General features: G+C 52.1%; 22 protein-coding genes. 14 read left to right on the top strand and 8 right to left on the bottom strand.

All coding sequences use genetic code 11. The annotated features are described in order from the left end of the window. Positions 1-126: 126 nt before the first annotated feature. From I2G69_RS01665 to I2G69_RS01640, 6 genes are all read left to right on the top strand, one after another. A complete protein-coding gene (locus tag I2G69_RS01665) occupies positions 127-1209 on the top strand; it encodes an RING finger protein (protein WP_195560089.1) in 1083 nt (360 codons plus the stop codon). A gap of 117 nt (positions 1210-1326) precedes the next feature. Next, positions 1327-2202: a UTP--glucose-1-phosphate uridylyltransferase GalU gene (galU, locus tag I2G69_RS01660; RefSeq protein ID WP_087232936.1), complete on the top strand. Its 876-nt coding sequence runs from the start codon at positions 1327-1329 to the stop codon at positions 2200-2202. 123 nt (positions 2203-2325) lie between these two features. Continuing rightward, positions 2326-2640, top strand: a complete 315-nt coding sequence (gene rpsF, locus I2G69_RS01655; RefSeq protein WP_087232933.1) for a 30S ribosomal protein S6 — start codon at positions 2326-2328, stop codon at positions 2638-2640. Between the two features lie 5 nt (positions 2641-2645). Continuing rightward, the gene (locus I2G69_RS01650; protein ID WP_087232930.1) at positions 2646-3137 is read left to right on the top strand and encodes a single-stranded DNA-binding protein; all 492 of its coding nucleotides are present in this window, start codon (positions 2646-2648) and stop codon (positions 3135-3137) included. Between the two features lie 41 nt (positions 3138-3178). Further along, positions 3179-3439: a 30S ribosomal protein S18 gene (gene rpsR, locus I2G69_RS01645; RefSeq protein ID WP_087232927.1), complete on the top strand. Its 261-nt coding sequence runs from the start codon at positions 3179-3181 to the stop codon at positions 3437-3439. Positions 3440-3598: 159 nt separating this feature from the next. Continuing rightward, on the top strand, positions 3599-4393 hold the full coding sequence (locus tag I2G69_RS01640; protein WP_243254735.1) for an amidohydrolase family protein: 795 nt from the start codon (positions 3599-3601) through the stop codon (positions 4391-4393). Positions 4394-4525: 132 nt separating this feature from the next. Here the strand turns inward: I2G69_RS01640 and I2G69_RS01635 are convergent, their stop codons facing one another. Both I2G69_RS01635 and I2G69_RS01630 read right to left on the bottom strand, forming a co-directional pair. Next, positions 4526-4906 carry a DUF4363 family protein gene (locus I2G69_RS01635; RefSeq protein ID WP_191362213.1) on the bottom strand — a complete coding sequence of 127 codons (381 nt, stop codon included), beginning with the start codon at positions 4904-4906 and terminating at the stop codon, positions 4526-4528. Further along, positions 4903-5592: a DUF421 domain-containing protein gene (locus I2G69_RS01630; RefSeq protein WP_243254734.1), complete on the bottom strand. Its 690-nt coding sequence runs from the start codon at positions 5590-5592 to the stop codon at positions 4903-4905. The genes I2G69_RS01635 and I2G69_RS01630 overlap by 4 nt, the downstream gene beginning before the upstream one ends. Positions 5593-5730: 138 nt before the next feature. Between I2G69_RS01630 and I2G69_RS01625 the strand changes: the two genes are divergently transcribed. The 3 genes from I2G69_RS01625 to I2G69_RS01615 are packed head-to-tail and all read left to right on the top strand — an operon-like array spanning position 5731 to position 9454. Beyond that, positions 5731-7206, top strand: a complete 1476-nt coding sequence (locus I2G69_RS01625) for a spore germination protein (RefSeq protein ID WP_191395279.1) — start codon at positions 5731-5733, stop codon at positions 7204-7206. Further along, positions 7203-8321: a GerAB/ArcD/ProY family transporter gene (locus I2G69_RS01620; RefSeq protein WP_195560088.1), complete on the top strand. Its 1119-nt coding sequence runs from the start codon at positions 7203-7205 to the stop codon at positions 8319-8321. Before I2G69_RS01625 ends, I2G69_RS01620 begins: the two co-directional genes overlap by 4 nt. Beyond that, complete coding sequence (locus I2G69_RS01615; RefSeq protein ID WP_195560087.1) at positions 8318-9454, top strand: Ger(x)C family spore germination protein; 1137 nt, start codon at positions 8318-8320, stop codon at positions 9452-9454. Before I2G69_RS01620 ends, I2G69_RS01615 begins: the two co-directional genes overlap by 4 nt. Positions 9455-9600: 146 nt before the next feature. Here I2G69_RS01615 and I2G69_RS01610 read toward each other — a convergent pair whose 3' ends face one another. Both I2G69_RS01610 and I2G69_RS01605 read right to left on the bottom strand, forming a co-directional pair. Beyond that, on the bottom strand, positions 9601-10890 hold the full coding sequence (locus I2G69_RS01610) for a 2-hydroxyacyl-CoA dehydratase (RefSeq protein WP_087232912.1): 1290 nt from the start codon (positions 10888-10890) through the stop codon (positions 9601-9603). A gap of 23 nt (positions 10891-10913) precedes the next feature. Continuing rightward, positions 10914-13808: an acyl-CoA dehydratase activase-related protein gene (locus I2G69_RS01605; protein WP_191395276.1), complete on the bottom strand. Its 2895-nt coding sequence runs from the start codon at positions 13806-13808 to the stop codon at positions 10914-10916. A 316-nt stretch (positions 13809-14124) separates the two neighbouring features. Here I2G69_RS01605 and pyrB point away from each other — a divergent pair, with 316 nt between their 5' ends. The 3 genes from pyrB to I2G69_RS01590 all read left to right on the top strand — a co-directional run bounded on the left by pyrB (position 14125) and on the right by I2G69_RS01590 (position 18036). Then, positions 14125-15183 carry an aspartate carbamoyltransferase gene (gene pyrB, locus I2G69_RS01600; RefSeq protein WP_191395316.1) on the top strand — a complete coding sequence of 353 codons (1059 nt, stop codon included), beginning with the start codon at positions 14125-14127 and terminating at the stop codon, positions 15181-15183. A gap of 190 nt (positions 15184-15373) precedes the next feature. Further along, positions 15374-16120 (top strand): YebC/PmpR family DNA-binding transcriptional regulator, encoded by a 747-nt coding sequence (locus tag I2G69_RS01595; protein ID WP_087232906.1) that lies wholly within the window; start codon positions 15374-15376, stop codon positions 16118-16120. A gap of 176 nt (positions 16121-16296) precedes the next feature. Next, positions 16297-18036 (top strand): PASTA domain-containing protein, encoded by a 1740-nt coding sequence (locus I2G69_RS01590; RefSeq protein ID WP_195560086.1) that lies wholly within the window; start codon positions 16297-16299, stop codon positions 18034-18036. Positions 18037-18227: 191 nt separating this feature from the next. Here I2G69_RS01590 and I2G69_RS01585 read toward each other — a convergent pair whose 3' ends face one another. The 3 genes from I2G69_RS01585 to I2G69_RS01575 form a co-directional block, all read right to left on the bottom strand. Then, entirely contained in the window at positions 18228-19022 is a 795-nt protein-coding gene (locus I2G69_RS01585) for a class I SAM-dependent methyltransferase (RefSeq protein WP_195560085.1), read from the bottom strand. Positions 19023-19079: 57 nt separating this feature from the next. Then, positions 19080-19541, bottom strand: a complete 462-nt coding sequence (gene nrdR / locus I2G69_RS01580) for a transcriptional regulator NrdR (RefSeq protein ID WP_087232897.1) — start codon at positions 19539-19541, stop codon at positions 19080-19082. Between the two features lie 102 nt (positions 19542-19643). Then, positions 19644-20429 (bottom strand): sugar phosphate isomerase/epimerase family protein, encoded by a 786-nt coding sequence (locus I2G69_RS01575; RefSeq protein ID WP_243254726.1) that lies wholly within the window; start codon positions 20427-20429, stop codon positions 19644-19646. A 303-nt stretch (positions 20430-20732) separates the two neighbouring features. Between I2G69_RS01575 and I2G69_RS01570 the strand changes: the two genes are divergently transcribed. Together I2G69_RS01570 and abc-f are read left to right on the top strand one after the other, a co-directional pair. Next, positions 20733-21170: a hypothetical protein gene (locus I2G69_RS01570; RefSeq protein ID WP_191405537.1), complete on the top strand. Its 438-nt coding sequence runs from the start codon at positions 20733-20735 to the stop codon at positions 21168-21170. 95 nt (positions 21171-21265) lie between these two features. Next, positions 21266-23158 carry a ribosomal protection-like ABC-F family protein gene (gene abc-f / locus I2G69_RS01565; RefSeq protein ID WP_191448273.1) on the top strand — a complete coding sequence of 631 codons (1893 nt, stop codon included), beginning with the start codon at positions 21266-21268 and terminating at the stop codon, positions 23156-23158. 69 nt (positions 23159-23227) lie between these two features. On the opposite strand, the gene I2G69_RS01560 is transcribed toward abc-f, so the two are convergent. Next, positions 23228-23464 (bottom strand): HPr family phosphocarrier protein, encoded by a 237-nt coding sequence (locus I2G69_RS01560; protein WP_195560084.1) that lies wholly within the window; start codon positions 23462-23464, stop codon positions 23228-23230. Between the last annotated feature and the right edge of the window lie 20 nt (positions 23465-23484).

Genomic DNA, 23484 nt, shown 5'->3' with positions numbered 1-23484 from the left:
TTTTTGAAAAACTGTGAATAGGCTGAAAACTTATCCTTGGAAACCTTGCAGTTTCTCCTAAAAAACGATAGAATACTATATTAATGGACTGTGGGTCAAAAAGGGCCCCAACAAGGAGGACACAGAATGGATTATACCGGTTTGAAATGCCCTGTGTGCGGCAAACCGTTTACCTCTGACGACGACATTGTCGTCTGTCCGGAATGCGGCGCGCCTTATCATCGTGCCTGCTATCAGCAAGCTGGACATTGTATTTTTCAAGAAAAGCACGGAACACCGGATGCATGGAAGCCCCCGGAAAAGCAAACGGAAACAGACGCCGAAGGGAAGGTCTGTCCACGCTGCGGCAAGAAAAATGCCCGTGAGTCGCTGTTTTGCGACCAATGTGGTCAGCTGTTAAGCGGTGGAGCAAGCAAAGGTGCCTCACCAAATGGAGGATATTCCCCATACGGGACACCGAACCCCAATGCTTCTCCCTATCAGAATCCCGGCGTGCCGAATTCCCCGCCCTATCAAAACCCTGGCGCACCAAACGCCCCGTACAGCGGCCCTTACCCGTTCGCCTTCGACCCTATGGGCGGCGTTAGACCGGAGGAACCCCTCGGAGACGGCGTCACGGCGGGCGATGCAGCGAAATTTGTACAAACCAATCCCCAATATTATATTCCGGCCTTTGTCAACCGGAAGCGCTACCATCGGAACCGGTTCAATTTTTCCGCGTTTCTCTGCTCTGGCGGTTGGATGCTTTACCGCAAACAATATAAATGGGGCGCCATTTTCACGGGGATTATGTTGCTGATCTATGTGCTTTCCACCTTTATCTCCTATCGCTTTGCCACGCCTATCATTATGGATCTGATGCAGCAGGTCGGCGTGGATATCAACGCCGCCTACCCGACCATGGAACAGTCGGTCCAGTTCATGGCGCTGCTGATGCAGCAGGCTCCCTGGCAGATTTTCTTGGTATGGGCCCCCAGCCTGCTCTCTCTGCTCCGGTTTGCTCTCATGCTGTTTGTCGGATTCAATGGAAACCGCATGTATATGAACCACTGTATCCGCAAAATCCGCACGCTCCGGGAGGAAAACCCCGACCCGTCGGATTATGCCGTCCGTTTGCAGCTGCACGGCGGTGTGAACACCTCCCTGGCCATCTGTCTGTTGATTTGTTATATGATTGTGGTTTATCTCCCTCAGCTCTTTCTCTATTAAATGAAAAGTAGAATCCCATCGCACAGGAAAGTATACTGCGATTCTTTACACATAGGCTAAGGACAGAAAAACACAGGCGCTACGCACGTTCCATCATGACTTTAAGGAGGAATCCCAGTGAAGGTAACAAAAGCCGTTATCCCCGCTGCCGGCTTGGGCACACGTGTGCTTCCGGCCACCAAATCCATGCCGAAGGAAATGCTCCCGATCGTGGACAAACCTGCCATTCAATACATCGTTGAGGAGGCGGTCCACTCCGGCATCACAGACATCCTCATCATCACCAACCGCGGGAAAGGTCTGATTGAAGACCACTTCGACCGCGTCCCGGAATTGGAGGCGCGTTTGACCAGCGGAGGCCCGGAAAAGGAAAAGATTCTCAAAGAGATCGTGGACATCTCCCATATGGCCAATATCTATTTTGTCCGCCAAAAGGAGACGCGCGGCTTGGGACATGCCGTCAACTGCGCGCGTTCCTTTGTCGGTAACGAGCCCTTCGCCGTCCTATACGGCGACGACGTCATCATCGGGGAGGACCCGGCCTGCGGCCAGCTCATCCGCGCCTACGAGGAGTTCGGCCTCGGTGTGTTGGGCGTGAAGGAAGTGACGCCGGAAGCGATTACAAAATACAGCTCCCTGAAAGTCGAGCCGATTCACGACAATTACTATAAGTGTACGGATATGGTGGAAAAGCCCACGCCGGATAAGATCCTTTCTCTGTTTTCCATCCTGGGCCGCTGCGTCCTGACTCCGGACATCTTCGACATTTTGGACAACACAAATCCCGGCGCCGGCGGGGAGATTCAGCTGACCGACGCGATGGGGACCATGGCACGCAACAAAGGGATGGTTGCGGTGGATTTCACCGGCACACGCTACGACATGGGCAATAAGCTCGGCATCATGCAGGCTTCGGTCGAGGTTGCGCTTCAGCACCCAGAGATTGGAAGCGCTTTCCGGGCATATCTAAAGGAAATCAGCAAAACCCTGTAAAATTTTAGTTGACGCATCGGTTTATCGCTGTTATAATTATGTCTGTTAGCCATATTCTTGGCTTTCTATCCTTGCTCCGGAAGTTCTATCCGGGGCCTAACGTCCAAAAGGAGGTGCAATACAATGCCAGAAGTAACAAATTCCTATGAGACCGTTTTCATTCTTTCCACCAAGTTGGGAGAGGACGGCATCGCATCCTTGGTCCAGAAGTTCAAGGATCTGATCGCTGCAAACGGTACGGTCGACGGCGTGGATGAGTGGGGCAAGCGCAGACTTGCATACCTCATCAACAAAGAGGCGGAGGGCTATTATGTTCTGATCGATTTCACGAGCGTGCCTGCCTTCACCGCAGAACTGGACCGTATCTACAAGATCACCGACGGTGTTCTTCGTTCCTTGATCATCAAGAAAGAGCCGGAAAAGGCAAAGAAAGAGTGATCTGAATGCTCAATGTTGCTGTTTTGATGGGCCGCCTTGTGGCTGACCCAGAGTTGCGCCATACGGCCAACGATATTTCTGTGACGAGTTTTACACTCGCTGTGGACCGTTCGTATGTAAAGGCCGGTTCCGACCGGCAGACCGATTTCATCGATATTGTCGCTTGGCGGAGCACCGCGGATTTTGTATGCAAATACTTCCGCAAGGGGCAGCTGGTGGCTGTGCAGGGTTCGATTCAAACGCGCACCTACACGGATAGCCAGGGCAATAAGCGCAAAGCCTTCGAAATCGTTGCGGACAACGTCCATTTTGCCGAGCCAAAGCGTGATTCCTCCGCTGGAGGCGGTTACGCGGCAGGAAATTATGGCGGTGGCAACTACGAGAACAATTATCACTCCAGAATGGAGCCGATCCCAGAACAGCCCGCTCCCGCTTACACAAGCGGCAATACGGGTGATTTTGAGGAGATTCCCTCCGACGATGATCTGCCGTTCTAATTCCATTTGACTGAAAAGACTGAAAAAAGGAGGTTTCCGTTATGGCATACGGTGATAGACCCGAGCGCGATAACCGCCGTCCGGGTGGACGCAAAGGCCGCAAAAAGGTTTGCAGCTTCTGCGTAGATAAGATCGAGACCATTGATTACAAGGATGTCGCAAAACTGCGCCGCTTTATCTCTGAGAGAGCAAAGATTCTGCCCCGCAGAGTAACCGGCACTTGCGCGCGCCATCAGCGTCAGCTGACGGTTGCGATTAAGCGCGCCCGTCATCTTGCGCTGCTCCCGTTCAGCAGCGACTGATAAAACAAAATATGGCAAGCTATATTAGCTTTGCATATGGAAGATGCGGGTGCGTTGCGCCCGCATCTTTTTTGTAATCCCGGACAGGTCTGTTTCCTTCTTCCCTCTGGAAACCTTTTGGAATGCAGGCCGCTGTCCTTTCAGAACAGGAGTTTTGTCATGCTGATTGATGCACATGTTCACATGTTTTCCGAAAAAATCGCCCAAAAAGCGCTAACCAATCTCGCCAACATCTGCAAAAGCCCTTATTTTACAAACGGCACCCTATCCGATACAAAGGAAAAACTGAAGAGCTGGGGCGTCGATGCGGCCATGGCGATGAACATCGCCACCAAGCCGACCCAACAGACCGTAGTCAACAATTGGGCCGCTTCGATCGATGATCCTACCATCTATGGCTTCGGTTCCGTCCATCCCGACGCGCCGGACGCACTCGACGAGCTGCAACGGATTAAGGACCTCGGCCTATATGGGGTAAAGCTACATCCGGATTACCAGGGCTTTCTCATTGACGATCCCAAAATGTTCCCGATCTATGATGCCATCTCCTCCCTGGGATTGCCTGTAACGTTCCACACGGGCTGGGACCCCCTCTCCCCTGATTTGATTCACGCCACGCCGCAGGCAGTGGCCAAAGTGGTCAAGCTCTTCCCGCACATGACAGTGATTGCCGCGCATATGGGCGGGATGGCACGCTATCAGGAGGCGGAAGAGTATGTCGCCGGCTTACCGCTTTACATCGACACCGCGATGTCCGCCCGCCTGTGCTCCCCGGAGCAGTTTGAGCGCCTGGTCTCCAAGCATGGGTCTGAGCGCGTCCTGTTCGCCAGCGATTGCCCGTGGAGCCGTTCTTGCGACGAATTTGCATTCATCGAGCGCACCCATTTGACCGATCGCGAAAAAGAAAATATTTATTATAAGAATGCCCAGCGGGTATTAGGGTTGTCCCACTGAATAGCTACTGGGCCTTTTGTTGTACCCGCACGTTCTTCCATTCTTTAATATAAAGCGGAACATAAAAAGGAGCTATCCGGCTGCGTTTTTACAGCCAGACAGCTCCTTTTCTGTTGCAATAAATCCATGCGGCTAAAGGATATTCTCCAAGATGGGCAGCTCCGCCTCCTGCAAGCTGGCAATTTGTGCGGCTGCGCGCGCACATTCCGAGCTGAATTCATCAACTGCCCCATGTTCAATCAACGGGGAGAGAGATGCAAGAGAGAGGTCAATCGCCTCCAAGCGTGTGTGCTGAATAAACGTGGACAGCGTCTTATGGAATTTCCGCCAATTTTCCTCCGCTTGGTTGCTTAAACCGGCAGCACGCTCAAAATCTCCTTGCTCTGCAGCATTGCGTGCTTCTTGCAGCGTGCCGCTCAGTTCATTGGAAAGTTCGATGGTGGTGTGTACACCCCACCAACACAATCCAGTCACTACAACCAGAATTGCCACTGCCGCCCAAAGCCGCTTCACAACGATGTCCCCCTTTCCTTTGGAATGATATTGTAATCGCCCTTTGTGTTCGCGGTCATAATAAACACATCTTCCTGGCGGATATTTTTGGCATGCAAAATCCCACGAATCCATTCCGGGCTTTTATTGCATAGCTTCATGGCAAATTCGGAAAGGATACCGTCGCTGATGACCACCGTTTCAATGCCCGTATTCGGCAAAGCGACCCCCATCATCCCGACCGTCGGGGTTTCCTTATCCGGCTTTTTGATGACGCTTAACTTGCCGTTCGTCTCGATAATCGCATAAGCGACGTCATCCAGGCTGAAGACATTCCGTTGCCGCAATTGTTCCCCCAAGTCCTCCGTAGACATGCGCAGGCGCTTCATCTCAGATTGAATCAGCTTCCCATCGCTGATCACAACAATTGGGCGGCCGCACACCACGCGGCGGAATTTCGGGATCTTGAGCATTAAAACCGAGACAACAATCTCGCACATCACCAGGACTGCGATCGGGATAAACCCACTCACCAACGGCTGTCCCGTATCCTGCATGGGGATCGCCGCAATGTCAGAGATTAGGAGCGTGACCACCAGCTCGCTGGTCTGTAATTCGCTGATCTGGCGCTTGCCCATGAGCCTGACTGCTACAATAATCACTATGTATAGCAGCAGGGTACGGATAAGAGAAATCGTCATTGCCATGTCACCATCCAAATCGTTTTGTTTTCCTATTTCAGTATGAACCCAAGCCGTCAGAATTATGCGAAACGTTTTACAATGGACGGGATATGCATAAAACCAACGGAATTTGGCAAAGTTAACCTCGATGAGGTGATTGCGATGATGACGGCATCTTTAAAAGAAAATCTGGCGTATTTCAATCAGCAGTTTGATGGAAGCGCTGACTTTATCGTGCGTAAATTTCAGATTACAGGGACGGACGCCGCCTTGCTGACCTTGGAGGGCTTGGTCAATAAACAGGTGATTGTACAAGGCATCATGAACCCCATCCTACATGCGGCCATTCTGGAACAGGACCCTGTCAAAAAATTTGAATACATTCGAGACAATACACTGGCCACAGTCGATCAGGCAGAAGTGGACACATACGACGCGGCGATACAAAAATTGATGAATGGGTTTGCTCTCATCGCCATCGACGGCTGCATCCGCATGATGGCCTTCAGCGTGCAGGGGTTCTCGTTCCGCGGCATTTCCGAGCCCCAAAATGAGATGACGCAGCGTGGGTCCCGGGAAGGCTTTGTCGAACCGTTCTTAATCAACATGTCCATGATCCGCAGAAGGATGCACACCCCAAAACTAAAATTTGAAATCTTTACTGTGGGAAAGGAGAGCAAAACAAATATTTGCGTCTGCTATCTGCGGGATACCGTTTCCCCAAAAGTCCTTTCACGGGTAAAAAAGAGGATTAAGGATCTACAGCTCAACACCGTTTTGGCCGCTGGTTATGTCTCCCCGCAGATTGTCCGGAAACATAGCCATTTCATATTTAGCGGGGTCGGCCTCTCGGAACGCCCGGACACTGTGTGTGGAAAAATCAACGAAGGCCGTGTTGCGATCATCATCGACGGCACTCCGAATGTTTTGATTGTTCCTCACCTTTTTATCGAGAATTTTCAGAGTTTTGACGATTATGCATTCCGGCCATTTTATGCCACCTTTACCCGCTGGCTCAAATTCTTCGCTTTCTTCCTAGCGGTATTCCTGCCGGGCTTCTATGTCTCCGCAACGACCTTCCACCCGGAATTGCTCCCGGAGGAACTGATGCTCAAAATTGCGCAAGCGGAGGCAACAACGCCGTTTCCCGTTATGCTGGAGGCCATTGTGATCCATTTTCTCTATGAGATCATGCGTGAGGCAGGGCTTCGTGTCCCGCAGCCTCTGAGCAATGCTGTCAGCATTGTGGGCGCTCTGGTAATCGGCGAAACAGCCGTATCCTCGGGGTTAGTCGGCGCGCCTACGCTTATGGTGATTGCCTTAACCGCAACCGCCTCCTATGTAACGCCCACCCTATATGGTCCAGTCACCATCATGCGCTTTATCTTTATTGTGGTTGGCGGCACACTGGGATTCTGGGGTCTGGCGCTCTGTCTAATGGTGATGCTGGTCAATATCTGCGCCGAGATGGTCTATCAGATCCCCTTCAGCGCTCCCCTCTCTCCGTTTAAGCTTCACAGTATGCGCGACGTTCTCGTGCGCGCAAGCTGGAAGATCCTCTCCAAGGATATTGAAATGGTGCAAAATATGCCCGGCTCCGAAATCAAAAATCCAGATCAAAAAGGGAAGCAAGTATGATGCAAAAGCAATATCGTATCAGCGCAGGGCAGCTCTTTTCCATTCTATTTGTCAATCAAAGCGTGATTATGCTCACGCATAACACCCTGTTGGGCGGCGGGGAAAATATGGTGGACAATATTCTCTCTGCACTGTTGGCATTGGTCTTAAATTTTGTCTTAATTCTGCCGCTCTATTTTTTGCATCGCCGCAATCCACAGGAAAACGTGCTAGAGACCGGGGAGCGTCTTGTCGGAAAGCCCGGCGCCATCCTGCTCGCCGTGTTTTATGGACTGTATTTTATGGCGATTGACAGCTACTACCTCTCCTTTTTCCAAATTTTCCTCAATAACATCATGGAGCCACTGATGCCCGTCTGGTTGGTCGCATTGGCTTTTGTCGCCGTGGTCTGTTATGCCGCCTATCTGGGGATCGAGGCCATTGCCCGCACCGCTGGATTTGCCCTGGCGATCATTCTCATCGGCATGGTATGGATTGGCGTGGCGCTTCTGCCAAAAATCCAGTGGATCAACTATGATCCATTTCTTTACAATGGCCCCAAACAGCTTTTCACCGGCACGGCCCTTTTCTTGGCACGAAGCACTGGATTTTCCACTATGGCGCTGCTTCTCCCCCGGGTCAGCGGAAAAAAGAAGCTCAAATTTTGCATCTGGAATACCGGCATTTACTGCCTGATGATCTTCCTATTGTTAGGTATGGTGGGTGTGGGCGGCAGTTATCTGAAAAATCAACTGTTTCCTGTCTATACAGCTGCTTCGCTAGCGGATGCGGGCGTTTTGGAACGCCTCGACGTGGTCTTTATTACGATCTGGGTCGCCGGGCCCTTTATCCAAATGTCCACCGACGCCTATCTATTTATGACCTGCCTGCGCAAAGTCGCCAACAAAAAGACAAGCCGTATTGCTTTGCCCGTGGCCTCCTTGTTGGTGGCGGCCCTAGCCGTAGCGGTGACGTATTCCTTGCCCCTGCAAAAGGTCTTCTATGGCGTTCCTCTCCTGTTTACAATCACCATCACGGCGGCTGTGGGGATTCCGCTCGTCCTGCTGATTGTAGATCTGATTCGCAAGAAAAAGCGCGTCCCTGAGAAAGCACAAAAAGGGGAGGGATCGGCGTGAGAAAGGTTGTGATTCAAGGCCTTGCCGTGGCATTTGCACTCATTTCCTGCCTTTCCCTGCAAGGATGCAGCTATCAGGTGCAGTTGAGCCAACGGCTATTGATTCAGGGGATTGGCATAGACTACGAGGATGGCGTCTACCGGGCAACCGTGCAGGTCACAAAGGTGAGCGATCAGGAGGAAAATACCGTGTCCCTCATGAACGGCGAAGGGGATTCCGCCATGGACGCCCTGAGTGCCATCACGCTCGCCAACGGGAAGAAACCGCTTTATAGCCATAGCCTGGTTTTGGTTCTGGGACGCGGCTGTGCCGAAGAAGGGCTTAGCAACGTAATGGATTTTTTTATCCGCTATCCGGAATCCCATCCCACTGTGAACGTCCTCATGGCCGATTCCTCCGCCGAAGACATCCTCAGCACGGAGCAGGAGGACGGAAAATATATCCAGGCGCGCGATATCGCAGAGCTGGCCAAGGGTGGAAAGTATAATGGGGAGACTGTCCAGACAGAGATGTTGGATGTGATCAACCAGCTGCGCGGAGAAGGGTCTTCCCCCTATCTTCCCATTGTGATGCAGGATGGAGAATCGATCGTATCCAGTGGCACGGCGGTCTTTTCCGGCGATCAGCTGGTAGCTGATCTCGATGAACAAGAGACAAGGGGGCTTTTATTGATCACTGGAAAGCTCCACAATGGGACGGCAGTCGTCCAATCTCCGGAAATCGGAAAAGTGACATTGGAATTAGAGGAAGCCTCTACAAAGATTTCCCCGCAAATTATTGGGGAAAAACCACGCTTTTCCATTGAGGTCGAATGCGGCGCTACCATTGGCGCGGCGGATATGCCAAGCGGAAAATCCCTGGACAGCAAGATGTATGAGAAAATCGGCGAACTGTTAGAGGAACAGCTAACGCAGAATTGCATGGAAGCCATCTCCATATGCATCGAAGACAACCACAGCGACATTTTCAATTTTGGCCGCCGGCTCTATCAATCCCAGCCGACGTACTGGAAACAGCATGAGGCAAACTGGAGGGAAGAGATGGACCAAGCGGAATACGACGTACAAGTAGAAGTACAGCTTCGGCGTGGAGGCCAGGAAATCACGGGCCTGCAAAGCGACGTCAATGCATGACAAGCCACTCTCTTGGAATCCCTGTTTCCTATGGGGCAAGCAAATAAATAGAAAAACGATTCTACGTTAAGAAGGCACCAAACGGTCTTTCGTTTGGTGCCTTCTGCTATTTTTATGATACGATGGACTATCTATATGCCTAACCGTCACTCGGATTTTCCTTCCCCGGCAGCAGCCATTTTTTCGCGGGCAACCGCCAGCATCAACTTGATGCGGTTTTCCTGGTTGACGCGGGTAGCGCTCGGGTCGTAGTCGATCGGGACAATATTCGAATTCGGGGCAACTTCGCGGAGCCGATGGATCATCCCTTTGCCGCAGATATGATTCGGCAGGCAGCCAAACGGCTGCGCGCAGACAATGTTTTCATATCCCGCTTCGGTGAGCTCCAGCATCTCGGCCGTGAGAAGCCAGCCCTCCCCCATCTTGTCGCCATATCCAATCACGCCTTTGACAAGGCTCTTAATATGCTCATAAGACGCCGGTGCATAAAACTTCGGTTCGGTCTTGACCGCCCGGATTAAAGCATCCTGCATTTTGGTAGCATATTCCATCAGGACATTCACCACCGCATACTTCGCTTTGCTGCCCCCATAGAGCTTGATGTCCTCAAGGCGGTTGTCAATTTTAAACTGAACAAACGACATCAAACCAGGCACGTTGACCTCGCAGCCCTGCTCCGCCAGGAAATCCTCCAAATGGTTGTTAGCGAACGCCGCGTATTTGACATAAATTTCGCCCACAATGCCCACTTTGATCTTTGGCGTCTTCTTGATCGGGATCGAGGCAAAATCCTTCACGATGCGTTGGAGGTTCGCCTCTTCTTTTTTCAGGCCCATGCCCTCGCTGTGACGGAACTGCTTGCACAGTTCGGCCGTCCACTTCTGGACCATGCGCTTGCTGGCGCCGGGTTCAACCTCATAGGGCTTTACTTGGTTATTCAGCAGCATCAGTGCGTCGCCGTAGATGACAGCCGCTACCATCTTGCGGATCATCGGTAAGGTGATCGAAAAACCGGGGTTGTGCTCCAGGCCGGAAAGGTTCAGCGAGATGACAGGGATCTGATCAAAACCCGCCTTATGCAGCGCTTTGCGCAACAAGTGAATATAATTGCTCGCACGGCAGCCGCCGCCCGTCTGTGTGATAATCAACGCTGTGCGGTCCAGGTCATATTTGCCGCTTTTGAGGGCATCAATGAACTGGCCGATCACCAGCAGGGCGGGATAGCACGTGTCGTTGTGCACATATTTAAGCCCTTCCTGCACGATGTTTGGCCCGCTTGTAGTCAACAGCTCTGCCTTATAGCCATAGCTGCGGAACACGTCCACAAACAGCTCAAAATGGATGGGCAACATCATCGGGCATAAGATGGTGTATTCCTTTTTCATCTCCTTGGTAAACAGGAGACGGCCCGTTTTATCGAATTTCAATTCTGCCATAGTATTCTCCTTTCGGATGGGGCTCAGCCCTCCAGAGCGGCGAACAGGCTGCGCAGGCGGATCTTGACTGCGCCAAGGTTCGTAATTTCGTCTATTTTGATCTGTGTATAGATTTTGTTATGGGATTCCAAAATGCTGCGCACCTCGTCCGTCGTAATGGCGTCCACACCGCAGCCAAAGGAGACGAGCTGCACCAGATTCATATCCTTCTGGCTGCCCACATATTCAGCGGCTGCATACAGGCGCGCATGATACGTCCACTGGTTCAAGACGCCGACTGAAAATTTCGTTTCTTTGGCGCTGATGACATCCTCCGAAATAACAGCCGCGCCCAAGCTGGTAATCAGCTTGTCGATTCCGTGGTTGATTTCCGGATCGAGGTGGTACGGGCGGCCACTCAAAATGATAATCGGCTTCCCCTCCGCACGGGCCTGCGCGATCATCTCGTCGCCCTTCTCGCGGATCTTCTGCATATAGGCGTCGTATTCGGCGTAAGCGTCTTTCGCGGCCTGCTTCACCTCCGGCAGGGAAATGCCGTCAAAATACTGCGCTAAAATGGCGTGCATTTTCTTGGGAAAGTCGCGCTTGCGGTGAATGCCGACATAATCGTGGATAAACGTCAATCCTCTGAGGTTGGCCATATTCGCAGAAATGACCTCCGGGTAATAGGCCACCACCGGGCAGTTGTAGTGATTGTCCCCCAACTTCTCGTCAAAGTTATAGGACATACACGGATAGAAGATATTCTGGATGCCTTGCTCAATCAGCGCATCCACATGCCCATGCATGAGCTTTGCAGGGAAGCAGACCGTGTCGCTCGGAATGGTGCTCTGTCCCTTGATATACAATTCACGCGAGGAGAGCGGGGACGTAACCACCTCAAACCCAAGCTTGGTAAAGAACGTATACCAGAACGGCAGCAGTTCGTACATATTCAATCCCATGGGAAGGCCCAGCTTGCCGCGCGGCCCCTCCACCGGAAGATATGAACGGAGCGTTTCAAGTTTAAAGGCATACATGTTCTGTTCGCTCTGATTGGAACGCTTTGTTACGGGTTTTTCACAGCGGTTTCCGCCGATGAACCGGCGGTTTCCGCCAAAGACGTTGATGGTCAGGCGGCAATGGTTGTTGCACAAGCCGCAGGAGGTCACGCGGACTTCGTGCGTAAAGTTCTCCAGCTCTTCCAAAGACAACAACGTGCTGGCCTTGCCAGCCTTATTCATCGCATAGAGCGCCGCACCATAGGCGCCCATCAGCCCGGAGATATCCGGGCGCACGACGTTTACGCCGAGTTCCTTTTCAAAGACGCGCAGGACCGCGTCGTTCAGGAACGTGCCGCCCTGGACAACAATATTTTTCCCCAGTTCCTCCGCGGAAGAAGCACGGATGACCTTATAAATCGCATTCTTTACAACGCTGACCGACAGGCCCGCGGAAATATCTTCGGTTGTCGCGCCGTCTTTCTGCGCCTGTTTGACCGAAGAGTTCATAAACACGGTGCAGCGGGAACCCAAATCGACTGGATGCTTGGCAAACAACCCAAGCTTTGCAAAGTCCTGGATGCTGTATCCCAATGTGTTGGCAAAGGTCTGCAAGAAGGACCCGCATCCAGAAGAACAAGCCTCGTTCAAAAAGATATTATCGATGGCGCCCTTGCGGATCTTGAAGCATTTCATATCCTGGCCGCCGATATCGATGACAAAATCCACATCCGGCAGGAAATGCTTGGCCGCCGTAAAATGCGCGACGGTTTCCACAATGCCCCAGTCAATTCCAAATGCGTTTTTCAAGAGCTCTTCCCCGTATCCGGTGACGGCGGAGGAGCGGATCTGAATATTGGGATGATCGTGATACAGCCCCAACAAATATTCCCGGATGATCGGGACCGGGTTGCCGGAGTTGCTCTGATACATCGAATCGAGGATCTCCCCGTCCTTGCCGAGCAACACGGTTTTGACGGTGGTGGAACCCGCATCGACGCCGAGATAGGCCTCCCCCTGATAGGAGGCGATGTCGCCCCGCGGCGCTTTGCACGCCTCGTGACGCTTACGGAAAGCCTCATATTCCTCTTCGTTGTTGAACAGCGGTTCAATGGAGAGGAACGCCGCTTTTGTTCCATAGTTTGCAATATTCTTTAAAGCCGTTTCTAGGTCAATGGAAGTCGCACTGCTGAATGCAGCGCCGAGCGCCACATAATAGAGGGAATTCTCCGGGCAAAGCCCCTTCACCTTTAACGCCGTGTCAAACGCATCGCGCAAACCCGAAAGGAACGTAAGCGGTCCGCCAAGGTAAACCACGTTGCCCTTGATCTGCCGTCCCTGTGCAAGCCCGGCGATGGTCTGGTTGGCAACAGCGGCAAAGATGCTGGCGGATATATCGCTCTTCCGCGCGCCCTGGTTCAAAAGCGGCTGGATGTCCGATTTGGCGAAAACGCCGCACCGGGATGCGATGGTATAAATTTTTTCATACTCCGCCGCCAGCTCGTTCATCTCATCGAGCGATACATTCAGCAGGGTCGCCATCTGGTCGATGAAGGCCCCCGTTCCACCAGCGCACGTACCGTTCATACGGACTTCCATGCCGCCGGACAAAAACAGGATCTTGGCGTCCTCGCCGCCCAGCTCAATAATAACGTCCGCATCCGGGATCAATTTGCCGATGGCGATGCGCGTCGCATAGACCTCCTGCATAAAGGGCAGGTTACAGGTTTCCGCCACGCCCATCCCAGCGGAACCGGAAACCGTAATCTGTGCGTCCGTGCCGTGGATGACCTCATCGCGCACTTTGGTGAGCAACTCGCTCATCTTCTCCGTAATCTGCGAAAGATGGCGTTCATAGGACTTATAAACAATGTTGTTCTGGTCGTCGAGAACCACGCACTTGATGGTCGTGGAGCCGACGTCTAAACCGACTTTCATATGACACCCTCTTCTGGCCTTTAGGCCGCTATGTGGCCGCATGTCCCATGTGGCCATCCATTTAAAAAAGTTAACTACATTAAATATCTGATAACACATTTTACGAAAAAGCCGGAGAATTGTCAAGAGTCGTTCTGTTAATTTCAGCCTGTCAATATCTGGCCGTACTGTGCGCTTTGACGGGAATGCGCTTGTAAAATGCAGGAAAGGGTGATAGAATGGAAAAAATAAGAATGGGGTGGTATGCTTGGATATCAGCAAATTGCACGGCGAGGTAAAGCTCAGCAAGCTGGGAGGCATTGTGCAGATCAGCAACATGATCGATTTGGACCAATCCAGCTTGGCGGAGATCGGTGAGATGATCGCGCTGGCCAATCAGATTCGAAATTATCCAAAGGAATACTGCGAGTCCTGCCGCGGCAAGATCATGGCAACCTTGTTTTATGAACCGTCAACCCGCACAAAGATGTCATTCCAAACGGCAATGCTCCGTTTGGGAGGCGAGATCATCGGTTTTGACAATCCGCAGAGCTCCTCGGTCAGCAAGGGCGAGAGCTTGAAGGATACGGTGACGGTTGTAAGCGGCTACGCGGACATTTTGGTGGTCCGCCATCCGCTGGAAGGCGCGGCGGAAGCCGCAGCGATGTACTCGCGTGTCCCGGTCATCAACGCGGGCGACGGCGGGCACCTGCATCCGACGCAGACATTGACGGATCTCGTTACCTTATATAATGAAAAGGGACGTTTGGACAACCTGTGCATCGGCCTATGCGGCGACCTCAAGTACGGGCGCACCGTGCATTCGCTGATTAAGACCATGACACGGTACCACAACAACTCCTTTGTTTTGATTTCCACGCCGGAATTGGCCCTGCCCAATTATGTCAAGGACATCATGAACGCCGCCGGGTGCAAATATGTGGAAGTTTCCAGCCTGAGTGAAGCAATGCCCATGCTGGACGTGCTCTATATGACGCGCATCCAACAGGAACGTTTCGCGACCCGCGAACAATACGAAGCGCAAAAGGGCGTCTACGTACTCGACCGGGAAAAATTGAACATGGGCAAACGGGACTTGAAGGTGCTGCATCCTCTGCCGCGCGTAGACGAAATTACGCCGGACGTGGATGAGGACCCGCGCGCCGCTTATTTTAAACAGACGGTCTATGGGATGTATGCGCGCATGGCGTTGATCTTCAGCATGCTGATGAATCCCCAGTACAAGCGCAAAAAGCCGCCGACGCAGTCTTCCCACCCGGTGGAATGCTCCAACCCCAAGTGCATTACCAAGACGGAGCCCTATCTGCCGCGGCTTTATTTCGAAACAGGCGATATGCTCGAATGCAAATACTGCGACGGCCGGACACTGATTTGAGGGTGTCTCTTCCCTTTCGAGAGGATTTTCTAAGAGGAATGTCTCCCGATGGGTTGTTATTATCTTGTCAGGTATAAAAAATTGTGATATGATAAAACGTATTGTAAACGTATAAAAACACAGTAGGCTGGGGGCTCCTTGGAAGACGGTTTGATCGCCAGCCATCTGGAACAGGCAGGAGGATTTTTCTATGTCAGGCCATTCGAAGTGGAATAATATCAAGCGGAAGAAGGAAAAAACAGACGGCGCAAAAGCCAAGATCTTTACAAAGATCGGACGCGAATTGGCGGTGGCGGTAAAAGAGGGCGGCGGCCCGGACCCGGCTTCCAACTCCAAATTGAAGGATTGTATTGCCAAAGCAAAGGCGGCTAATGTGCCGAATGAAAATATTGAACGCATCATTAAAAAGGCAGCGGGCGAAGGGGACGACGCCAAGTATGAAAACATTACATACGAGGGGTATGGTCCCAGCGGCATCGCGGTGATTGTCGAAACCTTGACCGATAACCGCAACCGCACGGCCGGCGATGTGCGCCATTACTTTGATAAATTTGGCGGAAACCTCGGGACCTCCGGATGCGTTTCCTTCATGTTCTCGCAGAAGGGTGTACTCGTCATCGAGCGTGAGGGATTGGAAGAGGACAAGGTCATGGAGGACTGCCTCGAAGCGGGCGCTTCCGATTTCCAGGCGGACGAGGATGTCTTCGAGATCTATACAGAGCCGGATGATTTCAGCGGCGTGCTGGACGACCTGACGCAAAAGGGATATGAATTCGTCTCTGCGGAAGTGGAAATGGTGCCGAGTACCTACACCACCCTGACCGATGAGGACGCCATCACTAAGATGCGCCGCCTGTTGGACGCTTTGGAAGACAACGACGACGTGCAGAACGTATGGCACAACTGGGAGAACGCAGACGAAGACGACGAGGAATAAAAACGGTTCCTTTCAGCAACAATAGTAATGTATAAAGTTTAGGAACCGTCGAAGGAACCGGGAAGCGGGCGCTTCCTGGAAAGGTCTTTCCCATCAAACAACCAAAGGGGATGAAGGACCGGGCGGCAAAGAGCGGCCGCCCCACCATGCGGTTCCACAGAAGTGGAGGAAACGACATGGCTGGTTATGAAAACCTGTGCATGAACTGTATGTCGGATACAGCCGGAAAAAGTGAATGTCCCAATTGCGGCTGCCAGTCCGGCGAGCCACAGGCGCCGCATGCCTTGCCTCTGCGGGTTATGTTACAGAACCGGTACATTGTTGGACGTATGAAATCCAACAACGGCGAAGGCATGACCTATATTGGATACGATACGGTGCTCCGCCTGCCTGTAGAAGTGCGGGAATTCTTCCCGCAGAGCCTATGCGAACGTACGGACGGCGAGGCCGATATTCGTATTCTGCCGGGCAACGAAGTGGCATTCAACGAATACCTTGCGGATTTTCTCAGCTATGCACGTGATATTGCCCATTTGCGGGAACTCTCCACAATTGTCCAGATTTACGATATCTTCGAGGAGAATCACACTGCTTACACCGTATCCGAATGGCACGACAGCATTCCACTGCGCTATTATGTCGAACGCAGCGGCGGCAACCTCAACTGGAACGCCGCCCGGCAGCTTTTTATGCCGGTCCTTTCCGCTCTGAGCACCATGCATACGGCAAAGATCAGCCATTTGGGGATTTCCCCCGATACGCTGCGCATCATGAAGGATGGAAGGATGGTCCTGGGAAGCTTTTGCATTGCGCCGGTCCGCCGTGCGGATGCCGATCTTCCGGCCGATCTGACGCCGGGGTGTGCCGCCATCGAGCAGTATGTGATGGGGTATGTGCCCGATGAATCAACGGACGTATATGGGTTTGCAGCTTCCCTATTTTTTGCATTGACCGGGGAATTGCCACAGGACGCCCTCAAGCGGCGGGAAGACCCGCGGCTTTTGATTCCGACCAATATTTTGCGCACCATTCCGCCCCATGTGGTGACAGCATTGGCGAATGCACTGCAGGTTATGCCGGACAAACGCACAACTACATTTGAGCGGTTGCGTGCCGAGCTTTCCGCTGCACCAACGATTACAGCTACAATCGAGGGGCCGGAACTTTCGCAAGGGCTCGAAAATCGGGAACCTCCCCAAAAGAAAGAACACACGGCGGCCTGGATGTTAATTCCTTGCTTGGTGGCGCTGGTCTTGTTTACAGCCGTCGGCGTTATTTGGCTTTCTTATGGAGGGCCTTTTATCCAAACACAGACCTCTGAAGGGCTGGAGTCTGGAGCCGAAACCAGTTTATCCTCTTCCGACGCATCCGGCGGCGAAGAAACGGCTATGCTACAGTTAACCCCTGGCGAGTCGGCCATTCCAAACGATAAGATCGAAGCTCCGAACCTAATCGGGCAGAACTACGATTCCTTAATTGAGGTCACTTCCTCCGGGGCAGACTATCAAGTGCTCCGCTCCTCCGAAGAATTCAACGATGCGGTTCCGGAGGGGGAGGTCATCTCGCAATCGCCTGCCCCTGGGGAAGAAATGGAACGCGGCGGCTCCATCGTTGTGGTGGTAAGCAAGGGTCCGGAGATCCGCACCTTGCCGCCCATCGCTGGGAAAACACTCGCGGATGCTTCCACAACGGTTACCGCGGCAGGCTTTGTCCCTACAAAGGCCGAAGCATTCAGCGATACGATTCCATCCGGTTATGCGATCGGCTACCAAGGCTTGGAGGAAGGGAGCGAACTTCCCTATGGGTCTCAGGTGGTCATCGTCATCAGCAAGGGTCCGGAAAATCCGGATGCGTTGCTTTCCGAACCTGCGGAACCGTCTACAGAAGAGCAATCGTCTATTCCCTTGGTGGAATAATTGGCAATGGGTTATATAAAAAAGACAAGCTGGGAAAAGATTTCCCAGCTTGTCTTTTTTATATGTTTATATCCCTTTGTAACCATTGTGGGCGATCCAGCACAACATCTAACACACTTCTGTCTGAACAGGCGCACCATGGCTTCCGATATATAAACCTCGCAAACGGCCAAAATGCTTCACTGGCCGGCCTATTTTTTAACGCGCAAAACGGTCATCGCCGCATAGTGTTCAATGAAAAAATGTTCCGGCGCAATTTGCTGCAAAAGCTGCATATGTGCTTCTTCAAACGCCGCTACTTCCTTTTCAGAGAGGGACGCCCCGATCCCTCTGCATGCCTTCATTCTGCCGTTCCAGCTTTCCCGGGTGAACGGAATCTTTAAATCGAACAGGTATTCCTGTTCGACCGTAAAATACATCTCGGTTTCAGGAGGCAGTTCGATGGGATGCCTGGTCTCTCCCCCGCCGCTCCACGACGGATTATAGCGGAGTACCAATTGCTCGCTTGCACGTGCAATCGGGTCCTCCCCCGGCAGCCATGCCATATAGAGGATCGCAAGCCGTCCCCCGGGCCGGAGCATCCGCCGCAAGTTTGGCAAAAGCTTCTTTGCATCAAAATAGAAAAAGCACTGGCACGCTGTGACCACATCAAAAGTATGATCCGGAAAATCCACGGATTCCGCCGGGCAAGCAAAAAAATCGATCTGCATACCCGCCTGTTTTGCGAGCCGCCGGGCCTGTTCAATCTGTTCCGGTGAAAGATCGATCCCTACAAACTGCGCGCCATAGCAATACAGATTGCGCGGCAAAACCCCCGTGCCCGTCCCCAAGTCCAAAACGGTTTGCCCCTGTACACATAGGCCGGCGTCTAAAATCTGCCGGTAAAACATTTCGGGATAGATGTCCCGATATTTTGCATAATCTGCGGATGCCTTTCCCCAATCAAACGGCTTCCCACCGTCCACCTTTGGATTTACAACCGCCATGGCAATCCCTCCATAAAAAAGATGGCACAAAACTGCGCCATCTTCTCTCGTATACAATCAATCCCTGCGGGCTTTCATCATCCGGTCCAATTCTTCTTTAAAGGTTGCAATATCCTTGAATTCACGATACACAGAGGCAAAGCGCACATATGCAACCTCATCGATGGTTTTCAATTTCTCCATCGCGTACTTTCCAATCAGGCTTGATGGGACCTCGCGATCCAAGGAATTCTGCAAGCTTCCCTCGATTTCATCCACAACACGCTCTAAGGTATCAATGGAAACCGGGCGTTTCTCACAGGCGCGCAAAAGGCCATTCAACAACTTATTGCGGTCGAAGCTCTCGCGGGATTTATCCTTTTTAATGACAATGATCGGAACTGTCTCGATGACCTCATAAGTTGTGAAACGTTTCCCACATTTTAAGCATTCCCTACGCCGCCGAATACGTTCCCCTTCGTCCGTTGGGCGCGAATCGATCACTTTACTTTCATCATAACCACAATACGGACATTTCACAGCTATTACCCCTCCACAAGAAATTGTATGATTTTATCAAATTGTAACATATTTATGAGAAAAAATGCAAGATGTTTTGTCCGAAAAGGGTCGCTTTTTCCTTTATACGAGCTGTTGTACAACGTCCCTTGCCTCCTGCAATTCCGAAAGGGCCGAAAAGTTCTTGCGATAAACCTCAATCATCAAATCTCCTTGGTAATGAAAACCGAGCAGCATCTCCCGGAACCGCTGAAAATCCACGGTCCCGCGGCCAGGCAGCAGGCAATCGTAGCCGGGGGCGTTGTCGTTGATATGCACATGGACAATCCGCTCCCCCATGGCTTCACAGACCGCAAAAGGGTCCTGCCCTGCGCGGACTGCCTGCTTCAAGTCGATCACAAATGCGCACGTATCCCCCAGATACGCGCGCATCCGCCGGAGAAACCCAGGGGACTCACTGCGAAACTTATTGACATTTTCCTGCGCAACGGTTACGCCGTAGCACTGCCCCAACGCATAGAGCGCCGCATACCGTTCAAAATAGGTCTCTTCGGAAATGCCAGCATTGGCATAGTCCCTTTGCCCGTGCAGCACCACAATCGAAGCACCCAGACAGTTTGCCGCATCAAAATACTGTTTATAAAACTCCAAACTATCCTCAAACCGGCGTTCGTATTCAGAAAACAATAGGAACCCTTCATAGCCGGAGGTAAACGGATGTACCGATTTAATCTCCGCACCGTATGCATCCGCCACATTGCGCAGTTGCCGCAGATAATCCGGCGTAAACTCTGAAAAAGTATTTAAGAACACCTCAAACAAACGAAAATCCAGGGAGAGAAGCGTTTGAAAGGAGCGCTCCAACTCCAAAGGATAAAGACAGGCTGTGGAAATACCTGTTCGCATCATTCATACACCTCATTTTCTTGCTAGATACCGTTCTTTTTATTATAACACGTTTCACATCTTTTGACGTTTGAATCCCGTCGTTTGAAGGGATAAGGCCATTGCATCAGGCGGTCTGTCCCATGTGTTTCGATCGCAGCCGGGAATTTGCAGCTGATTGCTGCATCAAAACCTCTTGGGAAAAATCATTTGAAGTTCGCTGCCGCTTACACTGAACTGTATTATACCATCCTCCCCGAAAAAAAGCCAGATTAAACGGGCATGCCGGCGCACATACTAACCAAAAACAGAAAGGCGGCAAAAAGTATGGTCCAAAATCAAAATGTCCAGCTGTTAAAGGAACTCTATGAGGCCTCCCATATGGGGATTGAAGCGACCAACCTGGTCACCCCAAAAGTCAAAGACGAAAGCCTGCGCGAAGAAATCGAGCGCCAGCGCCAAACCTACAAAGGGCTTGCTGTCAAAACCGAGCGTATGCTTGCAGAGGCCGGCGAAACCCCGGATGCGGAATCCGCCATGAAGAAAGCCATGCTGTGGGGCTCAGTACAAATGAACACGCTGATAGATTCCTCCCCCACGCATATCGCGGAGATGATGATCAACGGCACCACCATGGGCATCGTGGATATGACCAAAAAGCTGAACCAGCTGGATGAAGCCGATGCCGGGGCCAAAAAGCTCGCAGAGGAATTCATCCGGGGGCAGCAAAAATCCATCGAGGTATTAAAGCAGCATCTATCTTGATTTCATGCTGGGAATTCTTTATAATGGAAGGGAACGTCTTTGGGCGTTCCCTATTTTTATGACCGGGCATCTTTGCCCACAAAAGGAGAATTTCCATGGCTTTGCTGAGTGCAAGCAATTTGAATAAATCCTTTGGCACCGACCTTGTATTTCGCAATGCTTCCTTTGAGATTCAGGAAAACGACCGCGTCGGCTTGGTTGGGGTCAATGGCTCCGGGAAAACCACCCTCTTTAAGATTTTAACCGGGGAACTCGACGCCGACAGCGGCAATATCTATAAGGCCAATGCCACTGTGCTGGGATATATGGAACAGCACGTCTGCCGCGATTTGGAACGCAGCGCCTACAGCGAGGTGCTCACCGTCTTTTCCGATCTGCTCGCAATGGAGAAGGAATTGGAAGAAATCAACCTGGCATTGCAGGCGCATCCCACCGACGCGCTGATCGAGCGCCAAGCGCTCCTCAACGACCAGTTCGTCCGGTTGGGCGGGCTCACCTGCCGGGCGCGGGCGCGTTCCACCCTTCTAGGGTTGGGGTTTGATGACGCGCAGATGGGAATGCCGATCGGCGTGTTGAGCGGCGGCCAGAAGGCGAAGCTTCAGCTCGCCAAAATGCTGCTCTGTGGCGCCAATCTTTTGCTCCTGGACGAACCGACAAACCATCTGGACATCACGTCCGTGGAATGGTTGGAGGATTTCCTGCGGGCCTATTCCGGCGCGTTCATCGTGATTTCCCATGACCGTTACTTCCTCGACCGCATCACCAACCGTACCTTTGAGATGGAAAATCACAAACTCACGCTTTATAAGGGGAACTATACCAATTATCTCCGGCAAAAGGAAGAGGACAACCTGGCCGTTCAGCGCAAGTACGAAAACACCACCAAGGAAATCCACCGGTTGGAGGGCATTGTCGCCCAACAACGGCAATGGAACCGCGAAAAGAACATCAAGACCGCGGAAAGCAAGCTGAAGATGATTGAACGCCTGGAGAGCACGCTGGAACGGCCGGACGAAGAGGTTGAATCCATCCACTTTGATTTTGGAATCCGGCAGCGCGGTGGCAACGACGTGCTGATGGTGGACGATCTAGCTCTCTCCTTTGACAACAAACAGTTGTTCCAACATGTGAATATGCACATCCGCCGTGGGGAGCGCGTCTTTTTGATCGGTCCCAACGGCTGCGGGAAGACGTCGCTTCTCAAGACGCTCCTGGGCATCCATTCCCCTACAAAGGGCGAGGTCCGCTTTGGCGCGGGGATCGAAACGGGTTATTACGACCAGATCCAGGAGGGATTGCATCCGGAAAAAACGGTGTTGGACGAGATTTGGGACAGCTATCCCCAGATGACGCAGACGGAAATCCGGAACGCACTGGCGGTATTCCTGTTCAAGGGGGAGGACGTGTTCAAGAGCGTTTCCGCCCTCTCCGGTGGAGAGCGGGCGCGCGTTCTGCTATTGCGCCTGATGCTCTCCCGCGACAATTTCCTCCTGTTGGACGAGCCCACCAACCACCTGGACATCGGCTCCTGTGAGGCGTTAGAGACGGCCTTACAGAGCTATGAGGGGACGTTGCTGATCGTCTCGCACGACCGTTATTTAATCAACAAGATCGCCGACCGCGTCTACTATCTGGACGAAACCGGCGTGAAGGAATACATTGGCAATTACGACAGCTATTTGGAAAAGGCCAAAGCGGTCGCCGTCCAAGAGACGCAGAAGGCTGCTCCGAAGGTCAACGAATACAAGCTCCGCAAGGAGCGCGAGGCCGCCATCCGCAAGGACCGCGCCGCTGTCCGCCGCTTGGAAGCGCAGATCGAAGAGACCGAGCAGGCCATTGCGGAGGCGGAGGCAGAGCTGGAAAACCCGGAGATTGTAAGCGACTACCAGGCCATGCTGGAGCTTTCCAAGAAATTGGAGGAATTGAAAGCGAAAAACGAGGAATTGTTTCTCGAGTGGAGTACTTTGAGTGAAAAATTGGGCGAATAGGGCCGTCCTTTCTTATCAAACATCAAAAGAAAAAGCTCAGCCGGATGGCTGAGCTTTTCAACCTATTTATCAATGCACTTGAAACTGCACTACTTGTGCAAGAAAATCCTGTACCTCCGGCGCGTCGCTTTCGACTACGACGTTGATCGGCTTCGACAGATCCAGGCTGAATACTCCCATGATGGACTTCGCATCGATCTTATATTTCTCCGTTGTCATCTGGATCGGGAATGCATATTTGTTCGTAAGCGAAACGAAGTTCTTGACCTCCTCGATGCTGGTAAGCATCACTTGTATCTGACTCATGTTAAAAACCTCCACTTTGA

It is taken from the genome of Anaeromassilibacillus sp. D41t1_190614_C2 (genome assembly GCF_015558525.1).
GTDB classification, from domain to species: Bacteria; Bacillota; Clostridia; order Oscillospirales; family Acutalibacteraceae; genus Anaeromassilibacillus; species Anaeromassilibacillus stercoravium.
The sequence above is the reverse complement of the archived record's forward strand: the minus strand, read 5'-3'. Positions and strand labels throughout refer to the sequence as shown.

Coding starts and splice junctions, on each gene's coding strand:
- rpsF (WP_087232933.1), top strand. CDS start 2,326: ATGCCAGAAGTAACAAATTCCTATGAGACCGTTTTCATTCTTTCCACC.
- I2G69_RS01630 (WP_243254734.1), bottom strand. CDS start 5,592: ATGGCAATGACGATTTCTCTTATCCGTACCCTGCTGCTATACATAGTG.
- I2G69_RS01590 (WP_195560086.1), top strand. CDS start 16,297: ATGGCTGGTTATGAAAACCTGTGCATGAACTGTATGTCGGATACAGCC.
- rpsR (WP_087232927.1), top strand. CDS start 3,179: ATGGCATACGGTGATAGACCCGAGCGCGATAACCGCCGTCCGGGTGGA.
- I2G69_RS01620 (WP_195560088.1), top strand. CDS start 7,203: ATGATGCAAAAGCAATATCGTATCAGCGCAGGGCAGCTCTTTTCCATT.
- I2G69_RS01585 (WP_195560085.1), bottom strand. CDS start 19,022: ATGGCGGTTGTAAATCCAAAGGTGGACGGTGGGAAGCCGTTTGATTGG.
- I2G69_RS01595 (WP_087232906.1), top strand. CDS start 15,374: ATGTCAGGCCATTCGAAGTGGAATAATATCAAGCGGAAGAAGGAAAAA.
- pyrB (WP_191395316.1), top strand. CDS start 14,125: ATGATCGATTTGGACCAATCCAGCTTGGCGGAGATCGGTGAGATGATC.
- I2G69_RS01575 (WP_243254726.1), bottom strand. CDS start 20,429: ATGATGCGAACAGGTATTTCCACAGCCTGTCTTTATCCTTTGGAGTTG.
- I2G69_RS01570 (WP_191405537.1), top strand. CDS start 20,733: ATGGTCCAAAATCAAAATGTCCAGCTGTTAAAGGAACTCTATGAGGCC.
- I2G69_RS01605 (WP_191395276.1), bottom strand. CDS start 13,808: ATGAAAGTCGGTTTAGACGTCGGCTCCACGACCATCAAGTGCGTGGTT.
- I2G69_RS01665 (WP_195560089.1), top strand. CDS start 127: ATGGATTATACCGGTTTGAAATGCCCTGTGTGCGGCAAACCGTTTACC.
- abc-f (WP_191448273.1), top strand. CDS start 21,266: ATGGCTTTGCTGAGTGCAAGCAATTTGAATAAATCCTTTGGCACCGAC.
- I2G69_RS01650 (WP_087232930.1), top strand. CDS start 2,646: ATGCTCAATGTTGCTGTTTTGATGGGCCGCCTTGTGGCTGACCCAGAG.
- I2G69_RS01640 (WP_243254735.1), top strand. CDS start 3,599: ATGCTGATTGATGCACATGTTCACATGTTTTCCGAAAAAATCGCCCAA.
- I2G69_RS01625 (WP_191395279.1), top strand. CDS start 5,731: ATGATGACGGCATCTTTAAAAGAAAATCTGGCGTATTTCAATCAGCAG.
- I2G69_RS01610 (WP_087232912.1), bottom strand. CDS start 10,890: ATGGCAGAATTGAAATTCGATAAAACGGGCCGTCTCCTGTTTACCAAG.
- I2G69_RS01560 (WP_195560084.1), bottom strand. CDS start 23,464: ATGAGTCAGATACAAGTGATGCTTACCAGCATCGAGGAGGTCAAGAAC.